The 18755-nt window shown below is 64.4% G+C and carries 13 protein-coding genes; 3 read left to right on the plus strand and 10 right to left on the minus strand.

Translation table 11 applies throughout. The features are described 5' to 3' along the window. Positions 1 to 10: 10 nt before the first annotated feature. The 4 genes from EH209_RS21760 to EH209_RS21775 form a co-directional block, all read right to left on the minus strand. Entirely contained in the window at positions 11 to 2209 is a 2199-nt protein-coding gene (locus EH209_RS21760; protein ID WP_126664915.1) for an alpha-L-arabinofuranosidase C-terminal domain-containing protein, read from the minus strand. A 523-nt stretch (positions 2210 to 2732) separates the two neighbouring features. Continuing rightward, positions 2733 to 4433: a thiamine pyrophosphate-binding protein gene (locus EH209_RS21765; RefSeq protein WP_126664916.1), complete on the minus strand. Its 1701-nt coding sequence runs from the start codon at positions 4431 to 4433 to the stop codon at positions 2733 to 2735. 82 nt (positions 4434 to 4515) lie between these two features. Beyond that, positions 4516 to 5187, minus strand: coding sequence for a carbohydrate-binding family 9-like protein (locus EH209_RS21770; RefSeq protein ID WP_126664917.1), 672 nt, complete (start codon positions 5185 to 5187; stop codon positions 4516 to 4518). Positions 5188 to 6071: 884 nt separating this feature from the next. After that, on the minus strand, positions 6072 to 7010 hold the full coding sequence (locus EH209_RS21775; RefSeq protein WP_126664918.1) for a dihydrodipicolinate synthase family protein: 939 nt from the start codon (positions 7008 to 7010) through the stop codon (positions 6072 to 6074). Positions 7011 to 7227: 217 nt separating this feature from the next. Between EH209_RS21775 and EH209_RS21780 the strand changes: the two genes are divergently transcribed. Genes EH209_RS21780 through EH209_RS21790 form a run of 3 tightly spaced genes read left to right on the plus strand, consistent with a single transcriptional unit; the run spans position 7228 to position 9895 of the window. Beyond that, positions 7228 to 8415, plus strand: coding sequence for a UxaA family hydrolase (locus EH209_RS21780; RefSeq protein ID WP_126664919.1), 1188 nt, complete (start codon positions 7228 to 7230; stop codon positions 8413 to 8415). Continuing rightward, on the plus strand, positions 8412 to 8732 hold the full coding sequence (locus EH209_RS21785; RefSeq protein WP_126664920.1) for a UxaA family hydrolase: 321 nt from the start codon (positions 8412 to 8414) through the stop codon (positions 8730 to 8732). The genes EH209_RS21780 and EH209_RS21785 overlap by 4 nt, the downstream gene beginning before the upstream one ends. Further along, the gene (locus EH209_RS21790; RefSeq protein WP_211338407.1) at positions 8729 to 9895 is read left to right on the plus strand and encodes a UxaA family hydrolase; all 1167 of its coding nucleotides are present in this window, start codon (positions 8729 to 8731) and stop codon (positions 9893 to 9895) included. Before EH209_RS21785 ends, EH209_RS21790 begins: the two co-directional genes overlap by 4 nt. A gap of 111 nt (positions 9896 to 10006) precedes the next feature. Here the strand turns inward: EH209_RS21790 and EH209_RS21795 are convergent, their stop codons facing one another. From EH209_RS21795 to EH209_RS21820, 6 genes are all read right to left on the minus strand, one after another. Further along, positions 10007 to 12205: an ABC transporter ATP-binding protein gene (locus EH209_RS21795; protein WP_126664921.1), complete on the minus strand. Its 2199-nt coding sequence runs from the start codon at positions 12203 to 12205 to the stop codon at positions 10007 to 10009. A 1-nt stretch (position 12206) separates the two neighbouring features. Continuing rightward, on the minus strand, positions 12207 to 13325 hold the full coding sequence (locus EH209_RS21800; protein ID WP_126664922.1) for an ABC transporter permease: 1119 nt from the start codon (positions 13323 to 13325) through the stop codon (positions 12207 to 12209). Continuing rightward, a complete protein-coding gene (locus EH209_RS21805; protein ID WP_204749866.1) occupies positions 13322 to 14314 on the minus strand; it encodes an ABC transporter permease in 993 nt (330 codons plus the stop codon). The genes EH209_RS21800 and EH209_RS21805 overlap by 4 nt, the downstream gene beginning before the upstream one ends. Positions 14315 to 14500: 186 nt before the next feature. Further along, positions 14501 to 14695, minus strand: a complete 195-nt coding sequence (locus EH209_RS21810; RefSeq protein ID WP_008895695.1) for a hypothetical protein — start codon at positions 14693 to 14695, stop codon at positions 14501 to 14503. A gap of 80 nt (positions 14696 to 14775) precedes the next feature. After that, positions 14776 to 16590 (minus strand): ABC transporter substrate-binding protein, encoded by a 1815-nt coding sequence (locus EH209_RS21815; RefSeq protein WP_126664923.1) that lies wholly within the window; start codon positions 16588 to 16590, stop codon positions 14776 to 14778. 242 nt (positions 16591 to 16832) lie between these two features. Continuing rightward, positions 16833 to 18647 carry an ABC transporter substrate-binding protein gene (locus EH209_RS21820; protein WP_126664924.1) on the minus strand — a complete coding sequence of 605 codons (1815 nt, stop codon included), beginning with the start codon at positions 18645 to 18647 and terminating at the stop codon, positions 16833 to 16835. Between the last annotated feature and the right edge of the window lie 108 nt (positions 18648 to 18755).

Genomic DNA, 18755 nt, shown 5'->3' on the forward strand with positions numbered 1-18755 from the left:
CGGGGCGCCGTCAGTCACGATCGCAGTCCTCGGTCAGCCGAACCAACGAGTACGGCGGAAGCGATACCGTGACGGTCCCGTCGGCGACCGCCGCGCTGTCGGTCGTCGGCACGATTTTCTCGGGCTCCTCGAGCGTGTTCGTGTCGTACATCGTCTCCGCCGAGAGCCGATCGACCGTCACCTCGTCGAGCGATTCCAGCGGGCCGCCCGAGACCGTCACCTCGATGGTGTCCACCCCCGCATCACGGTGGACGAGCACGACAGCGAGATCGTGTTCCTCGGCGTCGGTCACCGCCATCGCGTCGATCGCGGGTTCGTCGGTCACGGGCTCGAGTTCACCGAACCACTGGCTCGTCTCCGTCCCCCACGCGGTTTCGGTCGAGAAGGTGTGAGACGTGACGTCGACGCCAATCGGAGTGCCGCCGACAAGTCCTGACTCGAGTTGCTGGCCGTAGTAACAGGGATCGGCCCACACTCGCCCCTGGGACTTCCGGAGGCCGCCGCCGTGGTTCCCGACGCCGGAGTGGGTCACCATGTCGACGGTCCCGCTCCGGATGCACTCGTGGATGATCGTAGCGTCGAAGACGGCCTCGGTGACGCTCTTGTTCGTCGGGAGCGTCTCTCGGCTCAACCGCTGGTCCGCGCTCTCCTCGTCTGCCGGCTCACCTTCGTCCGTCTCGTCGTCCTCGGGCTCGTCGAAGCGAGTGAACAGCTGCAGTTCCGTGATCGCCTGCCGGACGTCCTCGAGACCGGCGTCTCGGCAGTCGGTGGCGACCGCCTCGTACTCCTCTCGGAGTTGGCTCGCGAAGCCCGAGTGCGCGTTGAACAGTTCGACCGGGTCGGTCTCCGGATCGGCGTGGCACTCGAGGAGGACGTGGTCGGTGAGCCAGTCGTCGGACTCGAGTTGCTCGTAGAGCGGCTCGTTCCAGTCGGTGTGGCGGTTCCCGCAGGCCATCACCTCGATCGAGTCGTCGACGGCCTCCATCGCCGCCTTGAACCGGCGGAACCGGTCGGCGTTGCCCGTCGGCGTCGTCCAGCCGATCTGCCACGAGCCGTAGAGCTCGTTGCCGATCTCCCAGTAGGTTACGTCGTACGGTTCGGGATGACCGTGTTCGGCCCGCAGCGCGCCCATCTCGGTGTCGGTCGAGCCGTTGCAGTACTCCACCCACCGCGCCGCCTCCTCGGCCGTCCCGCTGCCGGCGTTCACGCAGATCATCGGCTCGCAGCCGACCGCCTCGCAGAGCGCGACGAACTCGTCGGTGCCGAAGAGGTTCGTCTCGAGGGCGTCCCACGCCGGATTCGGCTCGGTCGGCCGCTCCTCGATCGGGCCGACGCCGTCCCGCCAGTGGTAGCCCGAGACGAAGTTGCCGCCGGGCCACCGGAGCACGGAGAGGTTCAGGTCGGCGAGCAGGTCGACGATTTCGGGGTCGGCCGTGGCGACGTGGTCGTCGGGGTAACAGCAGACCCGGTCGACGACGATGTTCGCGTCATCAACCTCGGTAGTCACACTGAATCCGAACAGTCGCTCCGACTCCTCGAGGTCCGCCTGCGGTAGTTCCAGCGAGAAGTCAACGGTTCGGTCGTCGGTTCGAGCGGTCACGCTGGTTTCCGCAAGTACAGACTCGAGCGTTCCGTCGTCGGGATCGACGTCGTGGACCGCGAGCCGGACCGACGTCTCCGCGGCGGCGCGAAGCGTTACCGTGCCCTCGAAGGCGTTCGTGCGGTGGACCGGTAGGTGACACCATTGCGCGAGTCCAGTGTAATCGTCCGTCGACTCGGTCTCGAACCGCTGTGCGCGATCGTCGGCCGTTCCGACGTCGGGGCTCGTCCGGACCGCGTCCGGATTCCCGTACGGAAACCACCACAGCGCCGTCCCGTCGCGATAGGCCGTTCGGAGCCGCTCCGCGTCCGGAATCCCGTGCGTCTCGGCGTACGTGTCGATCCGATCGTCGATCTCGTCGGGATCGAAGGCGGCGCTGTTGCCGCCGTCCGGACCGTACTGCTGGCTCCCGAACTTCCAGGAGCCGAATGTAGGATTGTACAGGGCCTGTGCCTCCAGGACGTTCGTCACGTTTCGAGGCGTGTAGAGGTGTTCGCCGAACTTCGAGTAGAGTTCGGGGTTCACCGTCTCCCCCTGCCGCGAGGGGTCGAGACGAACGGCCGCCCGCGATTCGCAGTCGTCGCTGGTGTGCGTAAAGAGAGCTGTCATGGTCGTCGACACGATATCGTTCCGTGCGTGTGATAAACGTGGGGTTGGCTGCCGGAGGACGCTCGGTATCGACGGACCTATTTCGCGGCGCATCCTCGATCCGAGCCCTCTCAACCGTGATCGCGATTCAATCAACCGCGCGTAGGCGCCGCGTTTGGGACCGAGTACGCGACGGAGCGACAGCGACGATCCTCGGTCCCACGAAAGTTGTTCTGTAATACTAAACCAAATTCTGTTTTCGAGGGTAAATATACGGATCGGAAGTTAGAGATCTGCAATCATATTCCGATAGAGAATATACATAACATTAGTTAAGGCAGGTTAGGCGAGAATATTCCAACCGTATTAGCATATATCGTAATAATTCACCATACTACATTCGATCACGCATAGAGAATTTGATTTAATCGTACGGAACAGTATAGCTGCACGGCTCGAGGATGTCGTCAGTCGAGAACGTCGGGGTCGCTCGATCGAACAGACCGACGAACCACGCGACCGAGTTGGGTTCCGCGCGAGCCGTTCAGAACTCCAGTTCGGAGTCGTAGTCGGCGAACGCCGCGGCCGTCGGCTCGTCCGGATCGACACGCACGTCGATCAGTTCGGGGCCGTCGGTCCGCGCGAGTGCGGCATCGACGGCGTCCTCGAGTCCCGAGAGCGTCTGCACCGTTTGGCCCCGACAGCCGAATCCCTCGGCAATTGCGGCGAAATCGGGCGAAGACCACTCGAATCGGTGGCCTTCGGCGTACTGGTCGATGGCGGGCGACTTGCTGATGATCCCGTAGTCCTCGTTGTTGAAGAGGATCGTGAGCACGTCCAGATCGTACGCCGCGGCCGTATGGAGTTCCTGCAGACACATCATGGCCCCGCCGTCGCCCGTCAACGCGACGACCGGCCGTTCCGGTCTGGCGAGTTTCGCGCCGATCGCGGCCGGGATCCCAACGCCCATCCCCGCCCAGGAGCCCGAGGTGACGTAGGCCTCCGGCTCGTCCGCTTCGAAGGTCTGCTTTGCCCAGAGCCGGAAGCCGCCGATATCCGTCGTCACGACGGTCTCGCGGGGTAACACCTCGCGCAGGGTCCGGAGCGCACCCGCCGTCGCGATCGGCACGTCGTCCTCGAGCAGGCCGCGGTCCTCGAGTCGGTCGTCGTACTCCGCGCGGACGCGTCGGCCGACGGCCGCCCCGTCCCACGCACCGTCGGGTCGCTTTCGGGATCCCAAGCTGTTTCGAAGCCGATCGACCGCGCTGCCGATGTCGTCGACGATCGCCACGTCCGATTCGTAGGCAACGTCGATCCGGCTCGAGTCGAGGGTGACGTGGACGAGCGTCTCGCCCATGGGTAGCGACCAGTCGGCGGTCACCACCCCGTCGAACCGAGCGCCGAGCGCGAGCACGACGTCGGCGGCCTCGAGCGCGCGTATCGCTCCCGCCGGGAGGTGACTGCTCGTCACGCCGAGCCAACGCGGATCGTCCTCCGGGAAGACGCCCTTGCCCTTGTAGGAGGCGACGACCGCGGCGTCGAGCGTTTCGACGAGGGTGCGGATCGACTCCGGGTCGCCCGTTCGGCGGGCACCGACGCCGAGGTAGACGACCGGTCGCTCGGCGTCGGCGAGCAGTCGCCGTGCGGTCTCGTACTCCGCGTCGCCGTCGAACCGGCTCGTCGGCGGATCGATCGTCACCGGCGGCGAGCGGAACTCGGCGTCGAGGAGCGGCTTCGGGACGCCGAGCCGGACCGGACCGCACGGCGGCGTCAGCGCGGTCTCGATCCCCGAACGGACCGCGCGGTGGAACTCGGTCGGGCGCTCGATGGCGTAGTTCTCCTTGACGACGTTGTCGAACGTGTCGGGTTCTATCTCGTGGATCGGTCCCTTCCCGCGGTCCGCAGGATCGGCGTCCGCGGCGATGTGGATCAGGGGAACGCGGTCGTCGAGCGCGTTCTTCAGCCCGTGCATCGCGTTCGTATCGCCGGGGCCGGGGACGGTCAGCGTCGCGGCGACGTCGCCGCCGGCCTCGTAGTGTCCCCACGCGACGTGGGGAATCGCGGTCTCGTGGCGGGCCATCACGTACCGGATGTCGTCGCGCCGGTCGACGGTTCGATCCAGCGGCAGCGTCTGCGTTCCGGGAAGTCCAACGAGGAGGTCGATCCCGGCGTCGACCAGCGCGTCGTAGAGCTGTTCGCTACCGGCCGCGGTTGGCGGGCCGCCCTCGGGGTCTGTCGGCGTCATTGCGTGCGACTACGGCGGTGCAGCGGCATAAATGCTGTCGGTCGTTCACAACCGCAGCGGTGCGCTCGAGCCATCGACGCCGCTACTCGAATCGAATCCGACCGAAGTACTCCGGCGAGTGGTAGTCCGGCTCCGGTTTTTCGATCGGGTTCCACGTCGCCTTCTGTGCGGTCGGGACGCCGCTCCGGTAGAAGTTTCCGCGCCACTCCGTCCCCGAAGTCGGCGCGAGGGTCACGCCAGTGAGCGCCTCGAGCGCGTCGAAGGGGAGCGCGGCGGCGAGCCACCACTCCTCGTCGTCCGGGTGGGGATCTTTCGTCGGGCCGGGAACGGACGTCTCCACGTCGACGGTCGCGGCAACGTCGCTCGAGACGAGGTCGCGGCCGATTCCGCGCGCTTCCCAGTCGCGCTCCTGCCAGGCGAGTTTGAACTGGCCGCAGCAGTTGGGCTCGAAGTTGAAGTACCGCGAATCATCGTCCGGGGTCGGATCGGCGAAGAACTCGACCGAACTGTCCCGGTAGGTCGGGCCGTTGAGTTCGGTCACCGAGGCGGCGATGTCGGTGTCCTCGGCGTGATACTGCAGATAGATCGCTCGATCGTCGTAGAGAGCCCGCCCCGTCGTGAGCGGTTTCGGCCCGCCGTCGTGCCAAGAGAATTCGTCGATTCGGAACGCGACCGCGTCCGCCCAAGGCGTCCCGGAAACCGTTCCAGCAAGGGGAACGTCGACTGTCGTTCGATTGACCGTGTACTCCCTCATGTACGGTCACCTTTGACCGATTCGGTGATAAATACGTGCGATCGTCCCCGCGCAACGGCGCTCGACACATCCCTACCGAGACCCATCGAACCAATCAGGTAGACGAAACGAGTGCGGAGCGGCCTCGAGACCGCCGTCGGATGAGCATCAACGCGCTGGTGGTCGGCGATAACGAATTCGAGTTCCACGAGTTCCAACCGTTCATCGCGTCGGTCGAATCGCTATTAGCCTCGGTGGACCATTTCGGGCCCGTTCGCATCAGTTTCTTCGCCCGATTCGACGTCGTCGGATAGTTCTCGACGAGTTACCGGGGAGAGTCGTTACGAACCGGGGTCGTGATGGGTTCTCACACCGGGAACAATTACATTCGTACCGTTGTCAAAAATAGAGGTAGGAATATGCGAGTTAGTATCAAACGACCCGAATCGAGGTCGAATCGAGCTCTTGTGTGAAATTCCTCGACGGCTATACGCGCGGTAACTGCACGAAGAGCTCCTAATACTAATGATTCCCGATACGCGAATCCAAGTTGCCGAAGACGCTGTCTCGAATCAGAAGTGATGACCATCGAAGCATAGAACTCGTCGGCTCGAGACGGCAGCTACCGACCAGTTCTGCGGATACGTCGCCGGAGACGAGGAATAGGGGCTCTCTTCGGCGGCGACCGTTGGTCGTGCGGCCATCATCGTGTAAATCCGGATGGAACTGGACGTGTCAATCGCGACAAATTTGTTCCCTTCTACGGAACTAACTACTGATGATCGACCCGAATGCCGTAGAAACGACTCGTACTCGTCCCGTGAACGACCTTGCTAGTTGTAAAATGGTGGCACTTGGAAATGCGGTACTACCGACCGCTGTTCGCTTCGGGGATCGCTCTCGACTCAGTCGATGAGGGATTCGATGTCGTCCTCGAGTTGGTTGTACAGCCGTTTGGCCTTCCGCTCCTCTTCGGGCCGGAGCGTGCGGATCGGTTCGCGGACGTTGCCGCCGTGGAGACCGGCGAGTTCGAGCCCCTTCTTGACCGCCGAGACGCTGATCGCGCCGGCGATTGCGTTATCCTGCCCGGTTTCGTCCCGGAAGTTCTGGTAGGGCAGGCAGATATTCCGGAGTTCGCAGGCGCGCTCCCAGTCGCCCTCGGAGAGCGCGTCGAACAGTTCGAGTCCGATCTCCGGGCGGAAGTTGCTGACGCCCGCGGAGAAGCCCTCGGCGCCCTCCGCCCAGTACGAGACGGCGTAGGGTTCCGCGAGACCGTCGACCCAGACGACGTCGTCGGCACCGGCCTCGACGGCCGCGCCGAGCTTGACCGGATCCTTCAGCGCGTACTTGATCCCGACGACGCCGTCGACGCGGGTGAGGCTGGTGAGGTAGTCGACGGACGGATCGAAGCCACGGACGTAGGGAACGAGCGGCGCCTCAGTCGACGAGGCGAGGTTACGATAGTACTCCAGCAGTCCCTGTTCGTGGAGATAGGTGTGGTCCGGCGGCATGATCATCATCGCGTCGACGTCAATGCGATCGTACGCCTGAATCAGCTCCGTGGCGTTGTGCGTGCTGCCGCCGACGCCCGCGAGGACGCAAGCGTCCGACGGGAGCGCGTTGACGCTCGCCTCAGCGACATCGACGCGCTCGCTCGCCGACAGCGAGTGATACTCGCTGATGTTCGCGGTCGCCAGAAACGTCCGTATCCCCTCGCCGTACAGCTCCTGTGCGTTTTCCGCGATTTTCTCGTGTTCGATCTCGAGGTCGTCGTCAAACGGGGTCAACAGACCGACAGCAACGCCACGGAGACGGCTCCGTACCTGCTCGGCTGGCAATGACATAGAATTTCGATGTATCGCGAATAATATAAATCCATCGCCTAAAGCCGATCTTTCGCGACTGGGTTCGGTCGAGGAGCGGAACGAACCGTCACAGCGCCCTCGAAATCGCCGATTGCTCGGCGACGAACAATAGCCGTCAGCCTCTCGGAGCGGGCACCGAGACGGATCGTCGGACGCTCGGCAGAAGAATAATGCCGATTCCGCTTGAAGAACGCGTATGGAAACGTTTTCCGGGTACAGACGCGACGACGGACGGATCGGCGTCCGCAACCGGGTCGCCGTTCTGCCGACGTCGGTCGCGGCGAGCGCGGTCGCCGATCGGATCGCAACCGACGGCGGACCGCGCGTGACGGCGACGCCCCACCAGATGGGAACCGAGCAGCCGGAACCGGCTCGCAGACGCACCGAACGAGTGCTCGCCGGAATCGGCCGCAACCCGAACGTCGGCGGCGCGCTCGCGGTCGAACTGGGAACCGAGGCCGCCGACGCGTCGGCGATCGCCGACGAGATCGTAGCGGACGACACGCCGGTCGAGACACTGTCGATTCGCGACGCCGGCGGCACGCGCGGGGCCGTCGAACGCGGCCGCGAGGCCATCGACTCGCTCCTCGAGGAGGCGGCGCGCGCTCGCTTCGAGAGCGCGGACGCGAGCGAACTCGTCTTCGGCGTCGAGTGCGGCGGCAGCGACGCTACGAGCGGGATCGCAGCCAATCCCGCGGTGGGAAACGCCTGCGACCGGCTCGTCGAGGCCGGCGGGACGAGTTGCTTCAGCGAGACGCCGGAGTTCATCGGCGCCGAGCACGTCCTCGCGGAGCGTTGCGTCGACGAATCGGTCCGCGAGCGACTCCTAGAGTGCGTCGACAGGCGCGAGTCCGTCGCCGACCTGATGGGCGTCGACCTCAGGGGAACCCAGCCCACGCCGGGCAATCAAGAGGGCGGACTGACGACAATCGAGGAGAAGAGCCTGGGCGCCATCGCGAAGGGCGGCACGGCGCCGATCCGCGACGTTGTTGACTACGCGGATCCGCTCCCGGTCGGCGGCGGGCTGGTCGTGATGGACACGCCCGGCTACGACGTCGAGAGCGTCGTCGGCAAGGTCGCCGGCGGCGCGCAGGTGATCGCCTTCACCACCGGCCGCGGCAGCACGACCGGGAACCCGATCGCGCCGGTGATCAAGGTCACCGGCAACCCCCAGACGGCCGAGCGCATGGCGAACAACATGGACGTCGACGCCAGCACGGTCTTGGACGGCGAGTCGGTCGAGGCCGTCGGCGAGCGCGTCTACGAGACGCTGCTGTCGGTCGCCGACGGCGACCGAACCGAAGCGGAGCGTCGCGGGATGGCCGAGTTCGCGATCAACGAACTCCAGCCGCGGGAGCTGGCGTCGCTGGGTGATCCGACGTGAAGGGGATCGTACTCGACGAGGCGGCGGTGCTGCTGGCCGACGGCGACACCGTGGCGACGGCGATCGCCGACCTCGAGGCCGGCCGCGCCATCGAAACCGAGGACTTGCCGGGCGATCGAACGGTCCTCGAGGTCGCCGAACCGATCGCGTTCGGCCACAAGCTCGCCGTGACGGCGATCAACGCCGGCGAGCCGATCGCCAAGTACGGCGAGGTCATCGGCAGCGCCACCGAGCGGATCGAGCCGGGCGAGTGGGTGCACACCCACAACTGCGAGAGCAACCGCGGCCGCGGCGATCTGGCGGAGGGGTCGGCGTGACTCGAGAGCGCGACGCCGACGCGGAGACGGACTCGGCGATCGGGAACGCCGCGGCGACCGAACCCGGCGCGGGAACCGAATTCGAGGCCTACGATCGGGACCGCGACGGCGTCGGGGTTCGGAACCGCGTGCTGGTGGTGCCGTCGGTCATCTGCTCGCACACGGTCGCAGACCGGATCGCCGACGCGGTTCCCGGCGCCGTGAGCGCGCCCCACGACCACGGCTGCGGGCAACTGGGCGACGACAGCGAGCGGACCGAGCGGACGCTGGTCGGCGTGGCGGCGAATCCGAACGTCGCCGGCGCGCTCGCTGTCGGGCTCGGCTGCGAGACGGTCCAGAGCGACCGCCTCGCCGGATCGATCGCCGACCGAGGGGTTCCGGTTGAGGAGGTCGCGATCCAGCGCGAGGGCGGTACCGACGCGTGTCGCGAGGCGGGGATCGATCTCGCGACGGCCCTCAGGGCGCGGATCGAGACGGAGCGCGAGCGGGTCGGTCTCGAGGCGGCGACGGTCGGCGTCGTCAGCAGCGACTGTCGGCCCTCGTCGCTGGAGTCGGCGGACCCGCTCGTCGGCCGCGTCGTCGAGCGGATCGTCGACGCCGGCGGCCGCGCCTTGATCGCGGGCAACGAACGGATCCACGCCCACCCCGACGCCGTTCGCGAACGGGTCGCTACGTCCGACGCGCGGGAGCGCCTCGACGGCGTAGCTGACAGCGCGTACGACTCGCCGGTGGCCGTCACCGCGACGCGAAAGCGCGCCGCGGACGCGACGCCGGAGCAGGTGAGACGGCTCTGGGGCAATCGTCCCGTTCGGGACGTCCTCGAGTATGGAGAGTGGGCCGCCCACGAGACCGGCGTCGCGCTGGTCGACGCGCCGTCGGCGTTCGATGAGGCAGCCACGGCGCTGGCCGCCGCCGGCGCGCAGGTCGTGATCCACGTCACCGCTGACGGGATCCCCACCGGCCACCCGATCGTTCCGGTGCTCACGGTCACCGGCGACCGGAACACGTACGCCGCGTTGCGCGACGACCTCGACGTCGCCGGAGCGACGACGGCCGACGAACTGCTGATGTCGTTGCGGGCGGTCCTCGACGGCGAACCGACGAGTTCGGAGCGCCACGGCGTGACGTCGTTCGCGATCACGCGCGTCGGGCCGTCGGTCTGAGACGAGCCGCGGCTTCTCTCGGTCGGTGAGTCGATTCGAAAACTGGCGCAGAACGGATCGTCGATCGAACGGTGGAACGCTATTCTCGAGGTGAAAACGATCCGGCGACGATCAGTCGTCGCCCTGTGCGATCAGTTCGTCGTCGTCCGTGATCGACTCGCTGTTCCAGTACTCGTGCGTGTCGTCGACGCGGAAACACGCCGCCTCGTGTAACTCGTCGTCGGGGACGTCAAACGCCGTCGGATCCTGGCTCCGGCAGACCTCACGCGCGTTCGCACAGCGCGTGTGGTAGCGACAGCCACTCGGCGGGTTCGTCGGGTCGGGAATGTCGATCTCACGGATCGGCGACTCGTCGTCGTTGTCGGCGCCGAGCTCCGGCGTCGCCCAGCACAGCGCCTTCGTGTAGGGGTGCTGGGGGTTGTGGATGATCTCGTCCGGCGGGCCGATCTCGACCAGTCGGCCGAGATAGACAACGCCGATCCGACCGCCGGTCTTCTCGGCGATGTACCGCGCGTTCGAGAGGTCGTGGGAGACGAACAGGTACGACGTGTTGAACGTGTCCTGAAGCTGGATCATGAGATCCATCATCTCGACACGCAGGGAGACGTCCAGCGCGCTGACCGGCTCGTCGGCCATGATCACGTCGGGGTTCATCAGCATCGCACGGATCAACGCGACGCGCTGTTGTTCGCCGCCCGACAGCTGATGGGGGTAGCGATCGATGTAGTCCTCCGGCGGCGACATCCCGACGTGCTCGAGCAGGCTCAGGATGCGCTGTTTCCGATCGTTCCCGTCGAGGTCGTCATCCCAGCGCTTGAGCGGGGCCTCGAGGCTCGCCTTGACGCGGCGGTGGGGGTTCAGGGCGCCCCCCGGATCCTGGTGGACGATCTGGAGCGACCGGCGGACTTCGTCCCACGAGATCGAGCCGTCACCGTCGCCCGCCTTGACGTCCCAGATGTCGTGACCGCGGTAGTTGACGCTCCCGCCGGTCGGCTCCTGGAGCCCGACCGCCGTCTTGCCCAGCGTGGTCTTGCCGCAGCCGGACTCGCCGACGAGGACGACCACGTCCTTCTCGTAGATATCCATCGAGACGCCGTCGACGGCCTCGACGACGTCGGGCTCGTCGAACATGTCGAGGAAGCCCTTCTCCTTCTCGAAGTGGACCTCGACATCGTCGAGCGAGACGACCGGTTTGGCCGACGCGGTCCGCGAGGGCGTGTCTCCCGTGCCGATCTTCGCCGTCTCGGAGCCCGCGTCGATCGACTCGAGGTCGTACGACATCGGGATCTCCTCGCGGGCCGACTCCCAGTGGTGACAGTGGGAGACGTGGCTCCCGCCGGCGTCGTACGGGCCGGGATCGACGTCCCGACACTCCTGGGTGGCCAGCGGACACCGCGTGTGGAACGAACAGCCCGACGGAACGTTCACCGGGTCCGGTGCCGATCCATCGACGGGCTGCATCGTCTCGATCGGTGCCTCGAGGTTCGGCGTCGACTTCAGGAGCAACCGCGTGTACGGGTGGGCGGCGTCCTCGAGGATCTCCTCGGTCGGCCCGAGTTCGACGAACTCGAAGGCGTAGAGGACGCCGATCCGATCGGCGATGTCCGCGACCAGCGGCAGGTCGTGGGTGATAAAGACGATCGTCAGATCGTACTCCTCCTTGATCTCCTGGATCAGCGAGATGATCGACCGCTGCATCAGCAGGTCCAGCGCGGCCGTCGGCTCGTCCATCACCAGCACTTCCGGCTCGAGCACCAGCGAGAGCGCGATCAGCGCGCGTTGTTTCATCCCGCCCGAGAGCTCGTGCGGGTAGGAATCGAGGACGCGATCGGGGTCCAGATACAGGTCCTCGAAAATGCCCTCCGTCCGTTCTATCCCCTCGTCGATATCGTAGTCGTGGGCGTCGAGCGTCTCGACGAAGTGGGTTCGGATCTTGCGGACGGGGTTGAACGAACTCATCGCCCCCTGGAACACCATCGAAATCTCCTCCCAGCGGAGTTCCTTGAGCCCCTGCTTGTCGAGATCGAGGATGTCGATCGGGCTGCCGTCCGGGGGGTGGTACGTGATATCCCCGTAGAGGACGCCCGGGTCGACAATCGCGTCGAGCAGCGCGGAGGCGAGCATCGATTTGCCGCTGCCGCTCTCGCCGACGACGCCGAGGATCTCGTTTCGCTCGATGTCCAGGTCGACATCGTCGAGGACACGCGATTCGCCGCGGTCCATGTCGAACGTGACGGACGCGTTGCGTATCTCGAGAATCGAATCGCCTTGTTTCGGTTCGGGTTGGTAGTCGGTTTCGGAAACGGTCATGTTAGACACCCATTGCATCTTGCGTCTGCGTTTCGCCGTCGCCTTCGCCCTCAACGTCCGCGGTCGTCTTCTCGTGTCGGGCCCGGACGCGGGGGTTGAACACCCGGTCTAAGGACTGCCCGAGCAGGGTCAGTCCGACAGAGATGAACACGATCGCGAACATGGGGACCAGAAACCAGTGGATCGCGTCGGGACGGGCGTGCGCGTTCGCCCCGTAGGCCTGGTTCAGGATGCTTCCCCAGTTCAGGTCCTGGAAGGGAAGGATCCCGAGGTAGTACAGGGCGACCGCTTCGAAGATGACCTTCCGACCGGCGTTCGTGAGGTTGATCACCACGAACGGCATCAGGTGCGGAACGATCTCCTTGAAAACGATCGTCGATGTTCCGATTCCCATCGCCTGCGAAGCCTCGACGAACGACTCCTCTCGGAGCGTGAGCATCTGTGATCTGATCGCCCGGGCGAGGCCGCCCCACGACGCGACGCTCAGCAATATACCGATCGCGTACGGATTGCCGAGGATTTGGTCGTCGAACATGAGCCCCAGCACCATCACGAGCGGGAAACCGGGGATGTTGATGAACACGTCGGTGATCGAACTCAGGACCGTGTCAGTCATGCCGCCCTTGTAGCCGGCGATGGAACCGACGATCGTCCCGATACCGACAGTAAACACCGCACCCGAGAGGACCATCTTGAGAATCGTCGACGTCGAGTGGACCGTCTGGGAGAGCAGGTCGCGTCCCTGGTTGTCCGTCCCGAGGGGGTACTCCATGGTCTCGAACGGCGCGGCGAGCGCTGGCCCTTCGGTCACGCTCGTCGGTTCGACGATCAGCGGTCCGACGATCCCCATCAACAGGTAGATCGCGACGATCGTGAAGCCGATTCGAGCGCGCCAATCGCGCCAGATGATGGAGATCGGCGCGTGGACGTACGCGTCGTACAGCTTGCGGTAGCGGTCGCGGCGCGTCTCCTCGTACTCGGAGACGACCTCGAAGGGCGTACCGACGCCGCCGTCGGTCTCGATCCGCTCGTTGGCGTCCGTATCGGAGTCGCTAACGATCGCGTTCTCGAAATCCATCCGTTCGTCGTCGTCCGTTGGTGTCTCTGAATTTCGCGTCATTGTGACCTCCGTGCTCGCGGGTCGACGTATCCGTAGGTCAGGTCGGCCAGCAGTAGGGAGATGACCATCGCCACCGTGATGACCATGAATCCGCCCATCATGAGCGGATAGTCGCGCTGGTGGGTAGCGGACAGCATGTACCAGCCGACCCCGCGGTACTGGAACACCTGCTCTAGCACGATCGAGCCGCCGAACATCTCGCCGATGCTGATCAGTAGCGTCGTGTACATCGGCAGGACGGCGTTGCGGGCGACGTACTGGGTGGAGATCGTAATGTCCGAGAGACCGCGGAGACGGGCGACGCGGAGGTAGTCCTCACCGAGGACGCGAATACTGTTTCCGCGCATCCCCAGCGAGGCGACGCCGGAGGCGACGAGCATGGAGAGGACCGGTAGTGCAGCGTGGGTGACGATACCGCTGATGTACGTCAGATTGAATCCCGGATCGGTAGCGATCGGCTGGCGACCGCCGGTGGGGAACCAGCCCAGTCGGTACGACAGGAGGATCAACAGGAGGATCGCGAGCACGTAGAACGGGATCGACCCCATCATGATGGCGTACGACGTTAGCCCGATGTCCAGCTTTCCGCCCTCCCAGTAGGCCATCAGCGCGCCGATGGTGATGCCGATAAAGAAGCTGATGAACACCGCCCAGCTCAGGACGAACAGCGTCCACGGAAGGGCCTCCGCGAGGACGTCCACGACTGGCCGACTGTAGAAGACGGATTGTCCCAGGTTCCCCTGCAGCGTTTCCGAAACGTAGGAGAGGTACGCGGGCAAGAGCGGTGCATCGGGATCGATCGTCATCCGGTATTCAACGAGTTCACGGGCCCGTGCCGGGTTGATACCCTGTCGGGCCAGTCTGGTAATCATTGCACCCATCATGTTCCCGGGCAACATCCGTACCAATGCGAATGAGAGCGTAATCACGGCCCACACCGTGAACACCGCTTGCCCGAGTCTCCTGATACGCCAGTCTATCGTTACCATAGTGGATGCGTATTTATTCAGAATGGTTCATTATCAAGGTTTCCCATCGTCATCGAAATTTGACAGGCGTCGACAGGATATCAGTACGAAAAAATGACTGTCTGCTTGATGGGACTGTTTTCCACCGCCCCGACAGCCATCGGACTCCCAGTGGCAGCCGGATCGAACGCCGGTCACGACCGCCGACTAGAACGGATCCCAGCCGGTATAGATCACCGCGACGCTCGCGACGAGCGAGAGAACGACGGGAATGAGCGTGAGTACTGCGACGACGTACGGACCCGTCCCTGGCTCGAGGAAGAGAAACGAGAACCCGAGCAGTACCAAGAACAGGAAATTGACACCGAGAACGACTTGCGAAACGGACCGAAGGAATCCCATATGGGCTAGTTCGCCGAGACGCTCTTAAATCTTGGTCTGCGGGAACTATTGTCGTCGTCGCGGTCGGCGTCGACACGGCGTTAGCCGATGTACTCCATGCTCGCCTCGTCCGTCTTGGGGATGAGGTACAGCGCGTCCTCGGTCCCATCGATGATGCCGTCGGGCGCGTCGAGTTCCCAGTTGTCGGCGTTGTAGGCACCGGCGTCGGGCTGGAACATCACTTCCATCTGCGGAACCGTCTGGTTCCACCACCACATCAGTTCCTTGTGGAACTGGTCGTCGTCGGTGACCTGCCACTCCCGGATGTGCTCCTCGACGTTGATCGTCTTCGTTCCCTCGGAGCCGTCGGGGTCGCCGACGGGCATCGGGATTTCCGCTTCGGGTTCGAAGTGCGAGATCGACTGGACCCAGTTCGGCACGAGGTCCAGCGCCCACAGCGCGCGGATCCCGTTCGCGGACGAACCGTCGGGCATCATGTCGTACTCGCCGTTCTGTCGGCGCTCGTCGAACGTCGCGTCGTCGACCTGCTCCTGGTTCGTCTTGATACCGAACTCATTCAGATTGTCCTTGAGAACGCCGAAGTCCTTCCGCTCGGAGCCGTTCATGATATTGATCTCGAACTCCTCGCCGTCCGGCGTGTACCACTGTCCGTCCTCGAGCGTGTAGCCCTCCTCCTCGAGGAGTTCGGCGGCGCGTTCGGTGTCGTTCTGGCCGTACTTGGTGAAATCCTGGACCCAGTCTGCGGCGTCGTGGGTACCGCTGTCCAGCACGTTGCCGGGGACGCGACACGGCGCCCAGTCGAACATCCGATTGACGCCCTCGAGGACCTGGGTGACCTGCTGACGGTCGAAGACGTGACAGACCGCCTTGCGCACGTTCGCACTCGAGAACGGCGTGTCGTAGGAGACGTCGTGCCCGCAGTTGAACGTGAACAGCTTGTTCGTCGAGAAGCTCTCCTTGATGAGCGTGTGTCCCTCGGGGAGTTGGCTCTTGACGTCGTCCTCGACCGGGAACTGGGTGTGCGCGGCGTCGACCTCGCCGTTGGCGTAGGGCTGGGTCGGGTTGTTGTTCTCGTAGAGGTGGAACGAGTACTCGCTGAAGTTGATGTTGTCGGCGTTCGGGTGATCTTCGTACTTCTCGAAGACCATCACGTTGTCCCCGATGTCGGCGACCTGGAACGGACCGTTCCCGTTCGCGTCCTCGAGCAGCGGGTACGATTTCGTCGTGAGTTCCTCGAGGATGGAATCCATCTCGGAGTCGTCGGCCTCCATGAGCTGGCTGTGCCACTCGCTCCACTGGTCGTCGGAGGAGTTGGTGAAGATGCCGCGACTCTCGTCACCGACGAGGTCGGCGGTGGCGTTCTGGACTGCGACCGTCTCCGAGAGCGGGTCATAGAGATTGATCCGCGCCGTGTACTCGTCGGGCGCCTCGGCGGACTCGAGGAACTGGTGTGGTCGCTCGCCATCCTCGGCCTGGTACTCGAGAATCGCGAGGGACATCTGCAGCTGCATGACCCAGTCCTCGGCGGTGAGGTCGTCGCCGTTGTGCCAGGTCCAATCCTCGCTGAACGTCATCTCCAGCGTGGTGTCGTCGGCCATCTCCCAGTCGGTCGCGATCAGCGGATAGACCGCGTCCTCCGCCGGGCTGTACATCACGGGCCGGTCGAAGATGAGCGCCCCCGGATGCCACGTCCCGCGCTGGGTCGGCTTGTAGGGGTTGCAGTGACGCTGCGATGGCAGCGTCCCGCTCGTCTCCGCGTCGAACACTCGGAATCGATCTGTGCTACCGCTCCCACCCAGACATCCGGCAACGAGGGCTGTACCCCCCACAGCGCTGTATTTCAGGACATCTCGCCGGCTAGGACCGCTGTTCCGCCAGTTGTTACCCTCTGGCATACTCCCTAGTCATAGAAGGCGATATATATAATTAACCATTAGATGGTTTCCAGCGGCTGACGGGCCAGTTTATCACGCGCTCGATCGCTGCGGTCCGTCAGCGATCCAGACACGTTCGGAGCCGGAACCGACCTGTCGTCCGGCGTCCTTCGAACGAATTCGCGACGACGGGGACGGAGTCACCCCTGAAACCAAGCCGTCGATAGCGATGGGTCGACGAAGGATCGGGCGACGGACCCCGATCAGCCCGTGTACTCCATCGTCGCCTCGTCCATCTTCGGGATGAGGTACAGCGCGTCCTCGGTCCCGTCGATGATGCCGTCGGGCGCGTCGAGTTCCCAGTTGTTGGCGTTGTAGGCGCCGGCGTCGGGTTGATACATCGTTTCCATCTGCGGAACCGTCTGGTTCCACCACCACATCAGCTCCTTGTGGTACTGATCATCGTCGGTGATCTGCCACTCCCGGATGTGCTCCTCGACGTTGATTGTCTTCGTCCCGCTCGAGCCCTCGGGATCGCCGACAGGCATCGGAATCTCCGCTTCGGGATCGAAGTGCGTGATCTGCTGGAGCCAGCCCGGCACCAGATCCAGCGCCCACATCGCCCGGACCCCGTTGGCCGAGGAGCCGTCGGGCATCATGTCGTACTCGCCGTTCTGCCGGCGCTCGGAGAGCGTCGCGTCATCGACCTCCTCCTGGTTCGTCGCGATGCCGAACTCGTTCAGATTGTCCTTGAGAACGCCGAACTCCTTCCGTTTGGTTCCGCCCAGGACGTCGATCTCGAACCGGTCACCGTCCGGCGTGTACCACTCGCCGCCGTCGCGCTCGAATCCCTCCCGTTCGAGGAGTTCGGCGGCGCGTTCGGTGTCGTTCTGGCCGTACTCGGTGAAGTCCTGGATCCACTCCGCGGCGTCGTGAGAACCGCTGTCCAGCACGTTGCCGGGGACGCGACACGACGGCCAGTCGAACATCCGATTGACACCCTCGAGGACCTGGGTGACCTGGTCGCGGTCGAAGACGTGACAGACCGCCTTGCGCACGTTCGCACTCGAGAGGGGCGTGTCGTAGGAGACGTCGTGCCCGCAGTTGAACGAGAACAGCTTGTTCGTCGAGAAGCTCTCCTTGATGAGCGTGTGTCCCTCGGGGAGTTGGCTCTTGACGTCGTCCTCGACGGGGAACTGCGTGTGTGCGGCGTCGACCTCGTCGTTGGCGTACGGCTGGGTCGGGTTGTTGTTCTCGTAGAGGTGCATTGAGTACTCGCTGAAGTTGATGTTGTCGGCGTTCGGATGGTCCTCGTACTTCTCGAAGACCATCACGTTGTCACCGATATCGGCGACCTGGAACGGACCGTTCCCGACCGCGTCCTCGAGCAGCGGGTACGATTTCGTCGTGAGTTCCTCGAGAAGGGTCTCCATCTCGGAGTCGTCGGCCTCCGTGACCTGGCTGTGCCATTCGCTCCACTGGTCGTCGTCGTGTTTGGTGAAGACCCCGCGACTCTCGTCGCCGACGAAATCGGCGATAGCGTTCTGAACCGCGACCGTCTCTGAGAGCGGGTCGTAGAGATTGATCCGCGCCGTGTACTCGTCGGGCGCCTCGGCAGACTCGAGGAACTGGTGCGGTCGCTCCCCGTCTTCGGCCTGGTACTCGAGAATTGCAAGCGCCATCTGCAGTTGCATGACCCAGTCGTCGGCGACGAGTTGATCGCCGTTGTGCCAAGTCCAATCCTCGCTGAACGTGAACTCCAGCGTGGTGTCGTCGGTCATCTCCCAGTCGGTTGCAACGAGGGGATAGACCTCGTCTTTCGCCGGACTGTGGATAGCGGGGCGGTCGAAGATGAGCGCCCCCGGATGCCACGTCCCGCGTTGGGACGGGTTGAAGGGGTTGCAGTGACGCTCCGACGGCAGCGTCCCGCTCGACTGCGGGTCGAAGACGCGGAACCGATCCGTGCTACTGCTCCCGCCGAGACAGCCGGCAACGAGGGCCGTTCCACCCGCAGCGCTGTACTTGAGCACGTCTCGTCGATTCTGATCGCTACTCCACCAGCTGTTACCTTCCAGCATACTCGATAGCCATAGCAGTCAGGACACATATATTCAATGATTATTTTCAGTGATAGATGGCCGGTTCAGCAGCCGGTCGTCCGATACTGTCCGGTAGCACCCGTACTC

It is taken from the genome of Haloterrigena salifodinae (assembly GCF_003977755.1).
GTDB lineage: Archaea > Halobacteriota > Halobacteria > Halobacteriales > Natrialbaceae > Haloterrigena > Haloterrigena salifodinae.